Below are 14,681 nucleotides of genomic sequence, written 5' to 3' on the forward strand. Positions count from 1 at the left end.
TAATCCTGGTTATCCTGATTCAGACAATTAAGGATGTACAAAATGAAGAAAAAAACTCATCTTTAAAACCTGAAATATTCTCAGATAAATATTCATAAAAAATCCTGTAAATCCTCTAATCCTGGTTATCCTGATTCAGACAATTAAGGATGTACAAAATGAAGAAAAAAACTCATCTTTAAAACCTGAAATATTCTCAGATAAATATTCATAAAAAATCCTGTAAATCCTCTAATCCTGGTTATCCTGATTCAGACAATTAAGGATGTACAGGATGAAGAAAAAAACTCATTTTGAGCGTTATTTTTCACCACAAACGCTGTACGGGATAGGTATCGAAAATTGTATCAGCACTTATTATAGGCATATTTTCTACCATAGCCTGTGCAATTAACATTCTGTCAAAAGGATCACGATGATGTAAAGGGAGTTGATTAATAGCCGTAATATGACTGATTTTTATATCTAACACAGTGAAGTCATTAATACTAATCTGCTGCCTTATAAACGTCTCAAATGGAAGATTAAAAGTTAGCTTTCCTAACCCGTGTTTGATTCCCATTTCCCAAACACTAGCGATACTCAAAAAAATCTGATTATTCTCATCGTTGATCAATTCTAAAACTTGATTACTAAGTCGAGAATTATCTGTTACATACCAAATAAATGTATGTGTATCTATCAAAAACATCATCACATATATTCCTGAAAATCTTCTAAAGGTGCATCAAAATCATCAGCCATTGTTACCATTCCTTTAGCACTACCAGGTTGACGACGATGTTTAATTGGTAATACAGGAATTAATTTCACTACAGGCTGATTATCTTTCATGATGATAATTTCATCACCACCAAGTGCTGCTTCAATGAAATCAGATAAGTGTTGAGATGCTTCATTAACAGTAATTTGTTGCATAATTACTACCTTTAGTTTTGTGTGTGCGACTCAACCGACAATTCTATTCTCTATCAAAAACTAAAAAAAGAGAGATAGAAAACTCTACCCCTCTTTTTAATTCATCAAACTACTATTAGCTAATTAGCTCTTAGTATCTGCTGGGTTTGTGAACAAGGAAGCTCATAACTTGACACTGCTTAATGTTGTCAAAACCAACAACACGGACGTAGCAGTTACCATACTGAGAACGGCAACTTTGAACTTCACTCAATACTTCTTGAGCAGTTTTAGCGCCGAACAAAGGCAACTTCCACATTGTCCAATAAAGTTCTGTAGGTTCAGAAGTTTCGTTGAATTCAATTGCAGGAATGAAACCTTGTGAAATAATGTACTGAACTTGCTTGGCAATTTGCGCGTCAGACAGAGGGGGAAGATAAGAAAGGGTTTCGTAACGACGCTCTTTAGGTAAAGTTTGCATAGTTTTTGATAAGTGGGGGGAGATTTTTTATGACTTGGTTGACTGACTAATTAGATAAATTATCCAAATTAGAATCAGATATTGTCTGTCTTTGGTATTTCGAGGCTGGGACTTGATAAACTTAGTTGCGTAATGCGTTCGAGATGCTGGCGACGCTGTTCCATATTGGCTTGCTGAATGCCAGTTAGTACCATTTCTGGTAAAAACTCTGTCACTTCCGCCGCTATATGTTCCCTGACAGTCATAATCCGCAATGCCAAATCTGACTTTTCTAGAAACAGTTCCTCAATATATGCTTCTCCGTCTTGGATTTTCCCAGCGGAAAAGTTTTGCAACCAATGTGCTAGAGGAGGATTTGTTTCGCCTAGCTGTGCCAATACAGTCCTTAACGCCTGATAAGTCAGGTAGCTTTGGAGAGTTTTGGCTGTGTCTTTCGCAATTTGCTTTAGATCCATGCTTGACCCAGCCCTTTAGATTTTTAGATTTTGGATTGTTTATGAATCCAAAATCCCAAATCCTCAATTATCAGACGGTATCCATTGCTTCAAACTCGAACTTAATTTCTTTCCACAGTTCGCAAGCAACAGCCAACTCAGGAGACCACTTAGCAGCTTCGCGGATAATATCGTTACCTTCACGAGCCAAGTTACGACCTTCGTTACGAGCTTGAACAACTGCTTCTAGAGCTACGCGGTTAGCTGTAGCACCAGGAGCGTTACCCCAAGGATGTCCGAGAGTACCACCACCGAATTGTAGTACGGAGTCGTCACCAAAGATTTCTACCAACGCGGGCATATGCCATACGTGGATACCACCAGAAGCAACTGCCATTACACCGGGTAAAGAAGCCCAGTCTTGGGTAAAGTAAATACCACGAGACTTGTCTTGCTCGATGTAGTTTTCACGCAATAGGTCAACGAAGCCCATTGTGATTCCCCGTTCACCTTCTAACTTACCAACTACTGTACCGGTGTGAATGTGGTCACCACCAGACAAGCGGAGAGCTTTAGCTAATACGCGGAAGTGAATACCGTGGTTCTTCTGACGGTCAATTACAGCGTGCATAGCACGGTGAATGTGCAACAAAATACCGTTATCACGACACCAGCGAGACAATGTGGTGTTAGCGGTGAAACCTGCGGTCAGGTAATCGTGCATGATGATGGGCTGTTTGAGTTCTTTAGCGTACTCAGCCCGTTGGATCATTTGTTCGCAGGTAGGAGCGGTAACGTTCAGGTAGTGACCCTTGATTTCGCCTGTTTCTGCTTGTGCTTTGTTGATAGCTTCAGATACAAACAAGAAGCGATCGCGCCATCTTTGGAATGGAGCAGAGTTGATGTTTTCGTCGTCTTTGGTGAAGTCCAAACCACCACGTAAACATTCGTAAACTGCGCGTCCGTAGTTCTTAGCGGAAAGACCTAATTTGGGTTTGATTGTACAACCCAACAGAGGACGACCGTATTTGTTCAATTTGTCGCGCTCTACTTGGATACCGTGAGGAGGTCCTTGGAAAGTCTTGATGTAAGCTACAGGGAAACGAATGTCTTCCAAACGTAATGCCCGTAAAGCTTTAAAACCAAATACGTTACCTACGATGGAGGTTAGTACGTTGGTGATAGAACCCTCTTCAAACAAGTCCAAAGGATAAGCAACATAACAAATATATTGGTTATCTTCACCGGGAACTGGTTCGATGTCGTAACAACGACCTTTGTAGCGATCTAGGTCGGTGAGCAAGTCTGTCCATACTGTTGTCCAAGTACCAGTGGAAGACTCAGCAGCTACTGCCGCACCGGCTTCTTCAGGAGGAACTCCGGGTTGGGGAGTCATCCGGAAAGCTGCCAATAAATCTGTATCTTTAGGAGTGTAATCAGGTGTGTAATAAGTTAGTCTGTAATCTTTAACCCCAGCTTGGTACCCAGACTTAGCCTGAGTCTTAGTTTGCGCGTAAGACATATTTTTCTTCCAAGAAGTCTTTCTTTCTACTATCAAATCACGTTATGTGCCACTTCTTCTCATTCCTACTCTTAATTCATTCTTAATGAAATTATAAGTTTTGCTTATGGTTAGGGGCGATCAATTTCTATGGTGGCAGTATTACTGCTGCACGAATCAGGTTGCAGTCACAATCACCGCAACAAGTCGTTTACCATGTTTCAGACGTACTGTTTGACGCTGTTATTTTTCGTCCCAGAAATACAAAATCTTTTCATCTTGAGTTTGCATACCCGACTAAATCGGCTTTACAAGCCGTCTGGGGAATTTTGCCTGAAAGCCGCATTCCAGATATAAGGCTGGTTTGCTGCAATTCTCTTTTTTTTCCTGATGTCTTTACCTAAAGCGGGTAAGGAGGGATCATGAGGCATTTTTCCTGAAGACAAGTTTAATCAGGGGATGAGCAAGAAAAGAAGAAACTGCACATCACGGAATTTGTAGCTTACCCCACAATATATCAATAATTCAATAAGTTATTTTGCGAATTTTGTTAATTGATATATTTAAATTTGTTATTACATAAAGATTTAACATTTTATTAAGATTGATTTACAAATGTGTATATCTAAACTCTAGAGAGCTAATGATGTCAGGGCTTTGTTGTCAAATAATGTAATTTTTAATACTAATTTAAAATGTTTGTTACGGCTGATGCCTCCGGCTCCCGCATGGATACGCCACACTTCGTGAACGATTTTATGCTACCTAATAACTATACCATATTTAAAATATACATCTATTATGGTATTAATAAAACTCAAAAAACTTAGTAGAATTAACTAGAAAGGAATATCACCGTGACTTTATTTCACAAGCATACTAACTTATTGTTAATGTCCGCCTTGCTGGGATTAATCGCCTTACCAAGCATAGTCACACCAGCTACAGCCCAAAAGGTTGAGAATAAAGACAACAATCCCAGTCTTAATCAATCCAAATCTACCCCCACTTATGAAGTGGCACCACCACCAGAACGAATCAAACCCTTACCTAACGAGAGACAATTGCAAGAGGGAGAAACACAGGTAGATTATCGCATTAGTAACTTATTGGGAGATTTCACTGGTAATCTGTGGGTAGGTTCGTGGCGCGGATTATCACGCATTAATCCCAATACAGGTAGGGTTATTTCCCGTGTGAGTTTACCAAATATTGCGATTAGTGCTTTAGTCCAAGATAAGGTAGGGCGTTTGTGGGTGGGAAATAATGAAGGTTTAACGAGAGTAGACCCCCAAACCAGTCAAATTACAGCCCAGAATTTATTATTACCCTCCAAACGAGTATTATCACTGTTACTTGACAAACGCGGCTATTTATGGGTAGGAACTGATGCTGGGTTAACTCTGGTTAGTCCCGACCAAGGTTTAATCATGACAACGGTTAAAAATATGCCCGGTGTCAGTGTTAATGCGATGACTTTAGATGCTGACGGTCAATTGTGGGCGGGGACGCTGGAGGGAATAGTTAAGGTGAATACTTCCAGTGCTTTACTGATGAAGAGAATCCAAAATCTACCAGGGGGAACTGTCCAAACTTTGGCTATTAGTCCCCAGGGGTTAATTTGGGCTGGTATGCCAAATCAATTGTTGGTGATTAACCCCAAAAATGGTATTGTGTTAAGGTCTGTGACTCCCCTGCGTGGACGCAACGTGACATCGGTTAGGTTTGCTAAGGATGGTAGTGTGTGGGTGGGTACTAATAATGGTTTGCTGCGATTGAACCCATATACGGGGGCAGTCTTAGACCAAGTTACGGGACTGCCTTCTAGTCGAGTTTTGACTTTGGCTCCGGATATTGGTAATAAGTTATGGGTGGGAACAACGGAGGGTTTAGCTTGGTTAATGCCTTCAGTGGGTACGGCTCAACCTCATTTTGGTTTTGGTCGGTATGTGAAGTAGGAGTCAGGAGTCAGGAGGAAGAATTAGAAGGAGATAAGTAATATTAGGACTCCTATTTGATTTTTGAATAAGACTCAGTAGGTATCAATTCTGTATTTCCTGTTCCCAGTTAAGAGTTCCCTGTTCCCTTGCCCCAACGACAATTTTTAACGCCCACCTACTTACTTAATTGACAATTATCAGTTGACAATTAACAATTGACAATTATCAGTGATCAATTCTTTATGGCAGTTACTACCCAACAATTAACTCAATGGAAACAACAGGGACGGGCGATTGTTGCGTTAACTGCCTGGGATTATGCGATCGCTCAACTTTTGGATCTAGCTGGTGTAGACTTTATCCTAGTTGGTGATTCTCTTGCCGTCGTCCTTGGTTATGAAACTACTTTACCAATAACTTTGGATGAAATGATCCATCATGCTAAAGCCGTGCGGCGTGGGGTCAAAAATGCTTTAATGGTAGTTGATTTACCATTTTTGACTTATCAAGAAAGTATTTCTCAAGCTATGCACTCCGCCGGTAGGGTGTTGAAAGAAACCGGGGCGCAAGCGGTGAAATTAGAAGGTGGCTATCCCACAATGGTGGAAACCATTACCCGGTTAGTGCAATCTGGGATTCCAGTTATGGGTCATGTGGGTTTAACACCCCAATCAATCCATCAATTAGGGTTACGACAACAGGGAAAAACCCAGGAAGCAGGAGAGAGAATTTTTAATGAAGCGATCGCTCTCGAACAAGCCGGGGTTTTTGCTATAGTATTAGAACACATTCCTACAAAACTAGCACTGCAAATTACAGAAAAACTCCGTATTCCTACCATCGGCATCGGTGCAGGTTCTAGCTGTGATGGTCAAGTATTGGTAACTTCTGACATTCTCGGACTTTCGGAAAAACAACCACCATTCGCTAAGGTTTATACAAACTTACGAGAAACAATCACCAAAGCTGTACAAGATTATGCTGTGGAAGTGCGAGAAGGACAGTTTCCGAAATAAGTTCGTTTCACGCAGAGGCGCAGAGAGTAAGAGTTTGAAATTGTTTATACTCTTAATGGACTCTTTTTTGGTTCTCTAAGGTAATTCGTTCCTGAATAGCTTCTTCTGCTAACCGGACATTTTCTTCTATTGGTATACCTTCTGCTGTCACCATTGGCGCATACCATGTAGCTTCTGAATCAGGAGTACGACGACTCACTAGAATATTCAAAGCCTCCCAATCACGGGGATGTCTACGTACATAGTCTTTCAACTCAGACCTCGACATTTGAACAAAATTAGGTTTCATCATTAAACCTCCAATTTCCTTCAGGGAAGATTAAAATTTCCATTTCATCGCCTGCAAGAATGTATACATATCGCTCAATTTCATCAAATCGAACCAAGTGGATGTCTAGAAGGCGGTTAGACAGCATTTCACAAACCCTCAGACAGGTTAGGGCTTGTACAGCAGTAGGATTATAAATGGTAGTTTCCTCAATTGTGACATAAATAATGTTAAAACGAATGTCGCAATTTTCGATTACAAGTCACTTCCAACTGTTTTCAGCCCTAAACCTCAATTAAACCAATTTCAAATCAGGATATTCCGCAAACAAATCATCTGATGTCAGTGTATCTCCTGACGCTTGGGGAGTCCACAAAACTTCAATTGCTAACAGTTGTTCACCGGAAAGACCACCAATTTGACGTAAGGCTTGACGCAAATCATCAGCATTATTAATAGCGGGAATTTCACATTTACCCAAAGTCGCTGCTAATAAGGTGACGATAATATATTCTCCTGGTCCTTCACTAATCAAACGAGTGGGATTATCTTCACCAGATAAAGCTTCTTTACTTAAAACAGCCTTGAGTTGGTTATTGACATTAGAGAGAGTTTCTTCGCTAAATTTACTGCGTTCGGCTAAAGACAACCGATTAAATTGAGATTCTGCGGAATTTAGTTTTGCTTGTTGAGTTCCACCACCTGCATATACCCAGTATTCAGGGTGACGCAATAAAGCCAAACTAGCTTCTTGTAAAACTTCGCTTCTTCCTGCGGGGCTATTGGTATCAGCAGTTTCCGCAATGCGATTGAGTTCGGGTTGTAAATCTCTTGCTTGGGCTAGTAAACCAACTTGTAACCGGGTGACAGACACGGAGGGATTGCTGCTATAGCTGACTTCTTCGGTTTCTCCACTGGTGACACGGCGAAAGGTTTGGACTAAAAAATTCGCCATTGCAAAAAAGATCAATATCCCAAACAACCCACCAAAACCACCGCCGAAACCCCATAAGGGTAAAAGAAACGGAAATCCAAAACCACCACCATAAGGGGCATAGTAGCCGCCATTACCTGGCATACTTGTCCGAGGTGCATAAGTGCGGCTAGAAGGCATTCTAAAAGAACCACCGCCAATTCTGCCGCCACTACGGGCTGCTAAGGCATCATTAGCATGACTAAAAGCTAAAGTTAGCACTAAGCTAAGGATAAAGACGGTTTTAAATAGGGGTTTGAAGAATCCTTGTATTTTTTTACTCATAACACATTTATGGAGACAACTGTATTTTTATGATCACTTCTCCGGTTTTGAAGAAGTGACACTATCTCTAATCTACCGCTTCTTTTCTTGGTTAGGGTGGAAATAGGGAGAGATTTCTGGCGTTGATAACCGTACAAGGAAACATCTTGAGAATCCAAAAACTTTAGAATTAATTAATAATTTTTCATGTTTAGTGCTGCCAATCTGATATAAGGGTATGCACTTAAATGGGAGACAGTGACTAAATTGCAAAAGCTATAACCCCGCCCTCAATTGTATTGTTTTAGTTTCTTATCTGTTCCCTGTTCTCTTTTTTTGTAATTTGGATAATTTATTGATATGAAGTAAATCACAAATTATTGAATTATTCAAATATCATAACCCATGATGTAATCATCCAATACAAATCCACTACCAAAATCTTTTATCTGACTATCAATAATTTTAAACCCAAATCGAGAATAGGCTTTAATGCCTTTTTCATTCCTTTTGTTAACATTGAGAATTATTTGTTTTAGGTTCATTGTTTGGGCTTTTTGGTAAACATGGAATAACATCTTTTGACCATAGCCAAAACCATGCAGTGATGGCAATAAGTAACATTTATGTAGTTTTAAATAACTCATATTATTCATCGTTTCTGAACTATAAGATAAATAACCAACTAATTCAGAATTATGTAAAACTTGATCATAAAATATTCCTTGGTGATGAATTTCGTTTTCAATTACTCCTGTTCCATACATTTTAGTGAGCATATATTCGATTTGTGCATGACTGAGAATTGTCGAATAGTAGCTATACCAAATTTCTCGACTGATTTTTCTGAGTTCTCCCAAATCTGTATCTGATAACTGAGTAATGGTAATTGATGAATTATTCATAGAGAGAATTATATTCTAATGAAAATTAAATGTGATGATTCTAAAATTAATTTACCATTTAATTGAGATCATATAGAATTCATCTTTGATTTTGGAAACATACGGAGGGTGCTACTATTTAGAAAACAAGACAAAAAAGCAGCTATGGCAATGGATGATACATTTGACACCCCAACTCAATCCTTCTCTATCCCCAAAGTCAATATTTTGACGATGTTTCGGCTAGGATTGTTTCAAATGGGGTTGAGTATGATGTCTATCTTGACTCTGGGAGTGCTTAACCGTGTCATGATTCAGGAAATCGCAATTCCGGCAACTATAGGTAGTTTAGTATTAGCAATACCTTATTTTATAGCACCGACAAGGATTTTATTTGGGCAAATGTCCGACGCTAAACCCTTCTTAGGTTATCATCGCACGGCTTATGTGTGGGGAGGAGCAGGAATATTTGCGATCGCTGCATTTTTAGCGGTACAAGTAATGTGGCAGTTAAATGCGGCTAATATTGGTGATAAGTGGACATGGACTACCCAAACAATCGGTTGGACAGCGGTTCTCGGTTTCGTGTTCGCAATTTACGGTTTAGCCATTTGCGCTAGTGGTACAGCATTTGCAGCTTTATTAGTTGATATTTCCGAAGAAGACAACCGTTCCCAAGTTGTGGGGATTGTTTGGTCAATGTTAATGGTAGGGATTATAGTAGGGGCAATTATCAGTTCCAGCTTATTAAAACAATTAGATACAAACGCACCTCTAGAAACTTTACAAGCGGCAATTAATCGTCTATTTATAATTGTTCCCAGCATCGTTTTTAGTTTAGCAATTGTGGCAACTGTAGGGGTTGAAAACAAATATTCCCGTTTCTTAAACCGTGCCAATAAAGGAAATCGGGAAGATGGTATCACCTTAAAAGGTGCTTGGAAAATTTTAACAGCTAGTCCACAAACAGGCTTATTTTTCACATTTTTATTAGTGATGACTATCAGCTTGTTTATGCAAGATCCCATTTTAGAACCTTATGCAGGGCAAGTATTTAAAATGCCCCTAGCAGAAAGTACCAAACTCAACGTTTTTTACGGTACAGGGATATTAATTTCCTATGGAATCACAGGTTTTTTCATTGTTCCCCGTTTGGGTAAAAAAAGGACTATAAAGTTAGGTTGTATCTTAGTAGCAGTTGCCGCTTTATTAATAGGTTTTTCTGGATTTTCCGCAAATCCATCTCTCCTAAAATCAACTTTAGTTTTATTTGGTTTAGCTACTGGGTTTGTCACTACCGCAGCCGTTACTTTAATGTTAGACTTAACAATTGCTGAAGCCGCAGGTACATTTATTGGTGCTTGGGGACTTGCCCAGTCTTTATCTAGAGGCATTGCTACGGTAATTGGTGGTACTGTTTTAGATTTAGGACGCAAGTTTTTACCAGATAATTTGGTCTTAGCTTATGGCATGGTATTTCTATTAGAAGCTGTGGGAATGTTGATATCAATTTGGTTTTTGAATCGAGTCAATGTTACAGAATTTCAAACTAACACAAAACAAGTTTTAGCCTCTGTTCTCGAAAGTGACTTAGATAATTAACAACTAACAACTGACAAATAAAACATAACCAGGGATACATTCTATGAGTTACTACATTGCGCCTAGTTTTCTTGATAAACTTGCAGTTCATATCACCAAAAACTTCTTAAATATTCCTGGGATTCGCGTTCCTCTAATTTTAGGTATTCATGGACGCAAAGGTGAGGGGAAAACTTTTCAATGCGAATTAGTCTTTGAAAAAATGGGTATCGAAGTCACCTTAATATCTGGAGGAGAATTAGAAAGTCCAGATGCAGGAGATCCAGCGCGATTGATACGTCTGCGTTATCGGGAAACAGCAGAATTAATCAAGGTACGAGGGAAAATGTGCGTACTGATGATTAATGATTTAGATGCCGGTGCAGGACGTTTTGACGAAGGAACTCAATATACAGTAAATACTCAGTTGGTAAATGCCACATTGATGAATATTGCTGATAATCCCACAGATGTGCAGTTACCCGGAAGTTATGATTCCAACAAACGATAAATACCGATTCTTTCGTTTATACACAAAAATGGTGTTCTGTCAATAAAATTTAGATGCGTTTCCCCTGCGATTGAATTTAATATTTAGCTAACAGGAGTTAAAAATAGTTTAGCTTCTGCTTGTCTTCTCCGTTTCAATCCTGCTTCTACATTGCTACCAGGATTTCTGTATTTTAGAAAAGTTTCTTCAATTTCATCCCACTTTTTATCTCTCAAAACTCTAGTCATGCTTGAGAAGTTGGAACTACCATAGAAGTTAGCACCCAAGTTATAACCAAAACTTAATAAAGCACCCTGTTGATTGGCGTTTAACTCATTCCAAACCGGAATTTTTTGCAGAGGTGGGAGATAGCTATTTTCCAACTGAAGCATCAATAAATCATCTGCTTCTTGTTGAGTGATGCTTTCACCTAATTTCCAGTTACTACCATCTCTTTTTTTAGTAGTACCCCAACCAATAGTGATAGGTAAATTACCACTGAGAGGATCTGGATATGCCTTTAAATAACAACCTTCAAATTCTTTGATGAGAGGAACACCTGGAAGTGGTAGTTTTCCAGTTGTCCCACCAAAACCTTTTGTGGGAACGCTAGAAGTTGGAGATGATATAGATGATGCTGCGCTTGTTGTTGCTTGTCCAAGAGCATTATTTAAAGCATTTTGAGTATTTTTTCCGACTACACCATCTGCTTCAAGCCCTTTTTGACTTTGAAATTGTTTAACGGCTTTGACAGTATTATTGCCAAAATCACCATCTATTGTTCCTGGATTTAGATTCAGTGCTTTTAAGATTTCTTGGAGTTGTCGAACTTGTGATCCTGTGGCACCTTTCTGGAGAGTTTCACCGCTATTGAGATTTAATTTGCTAGGCATTGTGTTATTATGGGGACTGGATTTAATCAGTTTAATAATTAAGAAAAAGCAAATTTAAAACTTACTTTTTACCTATAACAATAAGTAAACAATTTCCATCCATTTTTGTGAATGAATTTTTGATATTCACTAATTGTCTGTTCTCAGCAGTAGAATCATTATTACAGTCATTTTCAGTTAATTCAACTGAATTTTAAAAATTTAACAAATTATTAGTAAATTTCTAGATAATCTCACAAATTTTAGCATCATTTGCCGGATGGTAGAAACGGAAATTTTGATTTAATATTCCAGCAGTTGCCATCATGCAGGAGTAGAGTTAAATGAGTTACTGTGCATTCAGAATAAAACTGACGCTGGACAAATTCTGGCCAAGCAGTCCGAAAGTTCTCCATTGTTAAATCCCGAAATGCTACTGTGAGATGGGGGATAAAGGGGCGAGTTTTTCCGACTTCATCAATAATCCCTAATTTGGTTTCTAGATGTGTGACTAAATCTGTTTGTAAATTCAAAAGTGCTTGACTTTTGACTACATCCATGTATATAACACGAGGCGGAAAGGCAGCAAACCCGTTGAATGTGATGGAAATTGATTGCTGTTGAATAGCGAATGCTTCCAGGGATGTTTCTAAACTCAATAGGGAATAATCTGCCCATTCAAAGGGCGGCTGTAAGGTAATATGGGGGGGTGATTTTTTAGCACTGTAGGAGGCATATTTATCTGCAAAATACTGTTTAATTTCGTTTGCATATTCTTGGATATTTTGTGGTGGTAAGAGGGCAACGAAAAAGCGACTCATTTAATTCTCCTGCTTTTACTAAATAATTATACAGGATGGATGTGTAAATGGGTAGCGTGTGGCTATGAAATATTACATAAATCATAAAAATATATGAATCAGCGCAAATACGATAACAAATCATGATATTTTGTGATAAATCAGAAATTATTCATTTAAAATCTCATCTGAAGATATGGCTTGGTTTGTCAAAATTGAAACTGGTAAGGTTGAGAAACCCACCTTTGACCAATATGTACCTGCCCATAGAGCCTATGTACAAGAGTTGATTACTAAAGGACACAAAGCTAAAACAGGTTATTGGGCGCAGAAGGGTGGTGGAATGATGTTATTTGAGGCGGCATCAATGGATGAGGCACAAGCAATAGTATTGGCTGACCCCTTGGTACAGAACGATTGTGTCAGTTATCAATTATTTGAATGGCGAATTGTTGTGGAATAGTCCACAAATTTTGAATTTTCGTGTTATGATGATGGAAGACCTGGATCTATGCAACTTCAACGCCCAAACTTTGTCAGGACCGGAAGGTAGCAGCAATAAGGGATGCTTGTGGTAGGCGTAGTCTCCGGGTCGCCTTATTTGTAGGAGCTTTCAGCAGCAATGCCTGGTTTTGGAGATATTGTACAAAAAGCTTTTTATCTTGGTGTGGGGTTAGCCTCTTACGCTGGCGAAAAAGCTGGGGGGAAGTTAGCCGAATTGCGATCGCAATTTCAAAAATTGGCAGATGAAATGGTAGCCAAAGGTGAGATGAACACAGAAGAGGCTCGCCGCTTTGTCGAAGATATGATGAAGCAAGCCCAACAGCAATCAACCTCTAGACAAACGCCTGAAAAAACAGCCCCTTCCGAACCTCGTCGGATTGAAATTTTAGAGGTTGACGAAGAACCAAGGGTGAAAGAGACGACAAAAGAAAATAAAGAAAATGGCGATAATGTAGATCAACTACGCAATCAAGTGCTAGAACTACAGGAAGAGTTAAAACGGCTGCAACGTGAACCGTAAAAAGCAATTTTTTACTTTGGGTATCAGGAACATTTAATTCTCGTAATTATCGAAAAATGACGCTGTACCCAAGATGGTTTCAGTTGCAATTACCAACCGTAAACTCGATAGCTTCCAGTTAAGCGGTGTTAAGCGTCATGTTTTTAGCCTTTTAGAGTACAAGTTATGGAACAGTGGCAAAAAGACTTAATAGGCATGATTGAAGCCGTGACTGATGGAGTAGAGCAGTTCTTCCTAGAAATAAATGATATGGTAGACGCTTTTTTTGAGATTACGGAAGAGATTACTGAAGAAGTACAAAACGCATTGGTGGCTGATATTGATACCTTCGCTACTTTGCACGAACAGTTTTTACAGGACTTGACCGAACCATTTTTGGAAATTTATTGGGAATTAGGGGACATATCCGAAGATATAGATGCTGGTTTTCCCTATGCAGTAGAAGCTACACTAGAAAAAAATGCTGCTTGTATTGGTTGTAGTAACTATCACGGACAAGTTTACAGTGGTAATTTACTAGTCTGTGGTATGCACCCTCATGGTTGGGATGATGAAAGTTGTCCAGATTGGGAAAAAGAAATTGAGTAGGTAACTCATGAAGCTGGGGAGAAATGTTAAAAACTGTTAAGTTAATAATTGTCAATCTCTGCATTTCTGTTTATTAACATAATGAGTAACCTTGCACCTGAAACTGTATCTCCAGCAAGTCAAGAAATAAAATATGGTGAACGCGAAATTGCGGAAGGGAAATTAATTACATTTCCTAACCCCCGCATTGGCAGACGCTACGACGTTAATATTACTTTACCGGAATTTACTTGCAAATGTCCTTTTTCCGGTTATCCTGACTTTGCGACTATTTATATTACATACATTCCAGATGAAAAGGTAGTAGAGTTGAAGGCACTCAAGCTTTATATTAACAGCTACCGCGATCGCTATATCTCCCATGAAGAAACAGCCAATCAAATTTTAGATGATCTAGTTGCAGCTTGTGATCCTTTAGCAATTACTGTGAAAACAGATTTTACCCCTCGTGGGAATGTGCATACAGTTGTTGAAGTCAGACATCAAAAAGCTGTTTAGAGTAGGAGTCAGGAGTCAGGAACTATACTGCAAACGGCTTGATTGTTTGATTCTAAACGTAGGGGTAAAGCAAGAGCTTCATTGGTGTCAACTTAACGTAAAACGGGCGGTTAGAAACCGCGTCTACACAGGCAAAACCCACCTGCGTGGGTTTCAATCCTTGATTTTTC

Annotated in this window: 16 protein-coding genes, 1 other RNA gene and 2 pseudogenes; 9 read left to right on the plus strand and 10 right to left on the minus strand. The window is 39.1% G+C overall.

What is annotated here, in order from left to right; all coding sequences use genetic code 11:
- Positions 1-307: 307 nt before the first annotated feature.
- The 5 genes and pseudogenes from HEQ36_RS17885 to HEQ36_RS17905 all read right to left on the minus strand — a co-directional run bounded on the left by HEQ36_RS17885 (position 308) and on the right by HEQ36_RS17905 (position 3,334).
- Positions 308-694 carry a type II toxin-antitoxin system VapC family toxin gene (locus HEQ36_RS17885; protein WP_053539735.1) on the minus strand — a complete coding sequence of 129 codons (387 nt, stop codon included), beginning with the start codon at positions 692-694 and terminating at the stop codon, positions 308-310.
- A complete protein-coding gene (locus HEQ36_RS17890) occupies positions 694-918 on the minus strand; it encodes a type II toxin-antitoxin system Phd/YefM family antitoxin (protein WP_053539736.1) in 225 nt (74 codons plus the stop codon). The genes HEQ36_RS17885 and HEQ36_RS17890 overlap by 1 nt, the downstream gene beginning before the upstream one ends.
- 130 nt (positions 919-1,048) lie before the next feature.
- A complete protein-coding gene (locus HEQ36_RS17895) occupies positions 1,049-1,378 on the minus strand; it encodes a ribulose bisphosphate carboxylase small subunit (RefSeq protein WP_039200136.1) in 330 nt (109 codons plus the stop codon).
- A 46-nt stretch (positions 1,379-1,424) separates the two neighbouring features.
- Positions 1,425-1,833 (minus strand): annotated as a pseudogene (locus HEQ36_RS17900) (chaperonin family protein RbcX).
- A gap of 70 nt (positions 1,834-1,903) precedes the next feature.
- Positions 1,904-3,334 (minus strand): form I ribulose bisphosphate carboxylase large subunit, encoded by a 1,431-nt coding sequence (locus HEQ36_RS17905; RefSeq protein WP_027403993.1) that lies wholly within the window; start codon positions 3,332-3,334, stop codon positions 1,904-1,906.
- Between the two features lie 872 nt (positions 3,335-4,206).
- On the opposite strand from HEQ36_RS17905, the gene HEQ36_RS17910 reads away from it, so the two are divergent.
- Both HEQ36_RS17910 and panB read left to right on the plus strand, forming a co-directional pair.
- The gene (locus HEQ36_RS17910; protein WP_168636795.1) at positions 4,207-5,271 is read left to right on the plus strand and encodes a two-component regulator propeller domain-containing protein; all 1,065 of its coding nucleotides are present in this window, start codon (positions 4,207-4,209) and stop codon (positions 5,269-5,271) included.
- 224 nt (positions 5,272-5,495) lie between these two features.
- A complete protein-coding gene (gene panB / locus HEQ36_RS17915) occupies positions 5,496-6,269 on the plus strand; it encodes a 3-methyl-2-oxobutanoate hydroxymethyltransferase (protein WP_168636646.1) in 774 nt (257 codons plus the stop codon).
- A 52-nt stretch (positions 6,270-6,321) separates the two neighbouring features.
- Here the strand turns inward: panB and HEQ36_RS17920 are convergent, their stop codons facing one another.
- The 3 genes from HEQ36_RS17920 to HEQ36_RS17930 form a co-directional block, all read right to left on the minus strand.
- A complete protein-coding gene (locus HEQ36_RS17920; RefSeq protein WP_233455541.1) occupies positions 6,322-6,561 on the minus strand; it encodes a hypothetical protein in 240 nt (79 codons plus the stop codon).
- Between the two features lie 271 nt (positions 6,562-6,832).
- Positions 6,833-7,795 (minus strand): DUF1517 domain-containing protein, encoded by a 963-nt coding sequence (locus tag HEQ36_RS17925; RefSeq protein WP_168636647.1) that lies wholly within the window; start codon positions 7,793-7,795, stop codon positions 6,833-6,835.
- A gap of 368 nt (positions 7,796-8,163) precedes the next feature.
- Entirely contained in the window at positions 8,164-8,679 is a 516-nt protein-coding gene (locus tag HEQ36_RS17930; RefSeq protein WP_168636648.1) for a GNAT family N-acetyltransferase, read from the minus strand.
- A gap of 144 nt (positions 8,680-8,823) precedes the next feature.
- On the opposite strand from HEQ36_RS17930, the gene HEQ36_RS17935 reads away from it, so the two are divergent.
- Both HEQ36_RS17935 and HEQ36_RS17940 read left to right on the plus strand, forming a co-directional pair.
- Positions 8,824-10,260, plus strand: a complete 1,437-nt coding sequence (locus HEQ36_RS17935) for a BCD family MFS transporter (protein WP_168636796.1) — start codon at positions 8,824-8,826, stop codon at positions 10,258-10,260.
- Between the two features lie 43 nt (positions 10,261-10,303).
- A pseudogene (locus tag HEQ36_RS17940) lies at positions 10,304-10,741 on the plus strand (AAA family ATPase); the annotation flags it as partial.
- 92 nt (positions 10,742-10,833) lie between these two features.
- Here HEQ36_RS17940 and HEQ36_RS17945 read toward each other — a convergent pair.
- Positions 10,834-11,622 (minus strand): peptidoglycan-binding protein, encoded by a 789-nt coding sequence (locus tag HEQ36_RS17945; protein ID WP_168636650.1) that lies wholly within the window; start codon positions 11,620-11,622, stop codon positions 10,834-10,836.
- 248 nt (positions 11,623-11,870) lie between these two features.
- Entirely contained in the window at positions 11,871-12,422 is a 552-nt protein-coding gene (locus tag HEQ36_RS17950; RefSeq protein ID WP_168636651.1) for a 2'-5' RNA ligase family protein, read from the minus strand.
- A 175-nt stretch (positions 12,423-12,597) separates the two neighbouring features.
- Between HEQ36_RS17950 and HEQ36_RS17955 the strand changes: the two genes are divergently transcribed.
- From HEQ36_RS17955 to queF, 5 genes are all read left to right on the plus strand, one after another.
- The gene (locus tag HEQ36_RS17955) at positions 12,598-12,864 is read left to right on the plus strand and encodes a YciI family protein (protein ID WP_027404002.1); all 267 of its coding nucleotides are present in this window, start codon (positions 12,598-12,600) and stop codon (positions 12,862-12,864) included.
- Between the two features lie 37 nt (positions 12,865-12,901).
- Positions 12,902-12,998: signal recognition particle sRNA small type (ffs, locus tag HEQ36_RS17960), an RNA gene on the plus strand.
- A gap of 25 nt (positions 12,999-13,023) precedes the next feature.
- Positions 13,024-13,425 (plus strand): phasin family protein, encoded by a 402-nt coding sequence (locus tag HEQ36_RS17965; protein ID WP_053539743.1) that lies wholly within the window; start codon positions 13,024-13,026, stop codon positions 13,423-13,425.
- Positions 13,426-13,590: 165 nt separating this feature from the next.
- A complete protein-coding gene (locus HEQ36_RS17970) occupies positions 13,591-14,013 on the plus strand; it encodes a hypothetical protein (protein ID WP_053539744.1) in 423 nt (140 codons plus the stop codon).
- Between the two features lie 81 nt (positions 14,014-14,094).
- Positions 14,095-14,511 (plus strand): preQ(1) synthase, encoded by a 417-nt coding sequence (gene queF, locus HEQ36_RS17975; RefSeq protein ID WP_039200120.1) that lies wholly within the window; start codon positions 14,095-14,097, stop codon positions 14,509-14,511.
- Positions 14,512-14,681 lie beyond the last annotated feature (170 nt).

Origin of the sequence: Anabaena sp. 54 (genome assembly GCF_017355725.1) — a bacterium.
GTDB classification, from domain to species: Bacteria; Cyanobacteriota; Cyanobacteriia; order Cyanobacteriales; family Nostocaceae; genus Dolichospermum; species Dolichospermum heterosporum.

What these genes read in the sequence shown, in the direction of transcription:
- HEQ36_RS17885 (WP_053539735.1), bottom strand. Translation starts at nt 694, where the DNA reads ATGATGTTTTTGATAGATACACATACATTTATTTGGTATGTAACAGAT.
- HEQ36_RS17890 (WP_053539736.1), bottom strand. Translation starts at nt 918, where the DNA reads ATGCAACAAATTACTGTTAATGAAGCATCTCAACACTTATCTGATTTC.
- HEQ36_RS17895 (WP_039200136.1), bottom strand. Translation starts at nt 1,378, where the DNA reads ATGCAAACTTTACCTAAAGAGCGTCGTTACGAAACCCTTTCTTATCTT.
- HEQ36_RS17905 (WP_027403993.1), bottom strand. Translation starts at nt 3,334, where the DNA reads ATGTCTTACGCGCAAACTAAGACTCAGGCTAAGTCTGGGTACCAAGCT.
- HEQ36_RS17910 (WP_168636795.1), top strand. Translation starts at nt 4,207, where the DNA reads ATGTCCGCCTTGCTGGGATTAATCGCCTTACCAAGCATAGTCACACCA.
- panB (WP_168636646.1), top strand. Translation starts at nt 5,496, where the DNA reads ATGGCAGTTACTACCCAACAATTAACTCAATGGAAACAACAGGGACGG.
- HEQ36_RS17920 (WP_233455541.1), bottom strand. Translation starts at nt 6,561, where the DNA reads ATGATGAAACCTAATTTTGTTCAAATGTCGAGGTCTGAGTTGAAAGAC.
- HEQ36_RS17925 (WP_168636647.1), bottom strand. Translation starts at nt 7,795, where the DNA reads ATGAGTAAAAAAATACAAGGATTCTTCAAACCCCTATTTAAAACCGTC.
- HEQ36_RS17930 (WP_168636648.1), bottom strand. Translation starts at nt 8,679, where the DNA reads ATGAATAATTCATCAATTACCATTACTCAGTTATCAGATACAGATTTG.
- HEQ36_RS17935 (WP_168636796.1), top strand. Translation starts at nt 8,824, where the DNA reads ATGGCAATGGATGATACATTTGACACCCCAACTCAATCCTTCTCTATC.
- HEQ36_RS17945 (WP_168636650.1), bottom strand. Translation starts at nt 11,622, where the DNA reads ATGCCTAGCAAATTAAATCTCAATAGCGGTGAAACTCTCCAGAAAGGT.
- HEQ36_RS17950 (WP_168636651.1), bottom strand. Translation starts at nt 12,422, where the DNA reads ATGAGTCGCTTTTTCGTTGCCCTCTTACCACCACAAAATATCCAAGAA.
- HEQ36_RS17955 (WP_027404002.1), top strand. Translation starts at nt 12,598, where the DNA reads ATGGCTTGGTTTGTCAAAATTGAAACTGGTAAGGTTGAGAAACCCACC.
- HEQ36_RS17965 (WP_053539743.1), top strand. Translation starts at nt 13,024, where the DNA reads ATGCCTGGTTTTGGAGATATTGTACAAAAAGCTTTTTATCTTGGTGTG.
- HEQ36_RS17970 (WP_053539744.1), top strand. Translation starts at nt 13,591, where the DNA reads ATGGAACAGTGGCAAAAAGACTTAATAGGCATGATTGAAGCCGTGACT.
- queF (WP_039200120.1), top strand. Translation starts at nt 14,095, where the DNA reads ATGAGTAACCTTGCACCTGAAACTGTATCTCCAGCAAGTCAAGAAATA.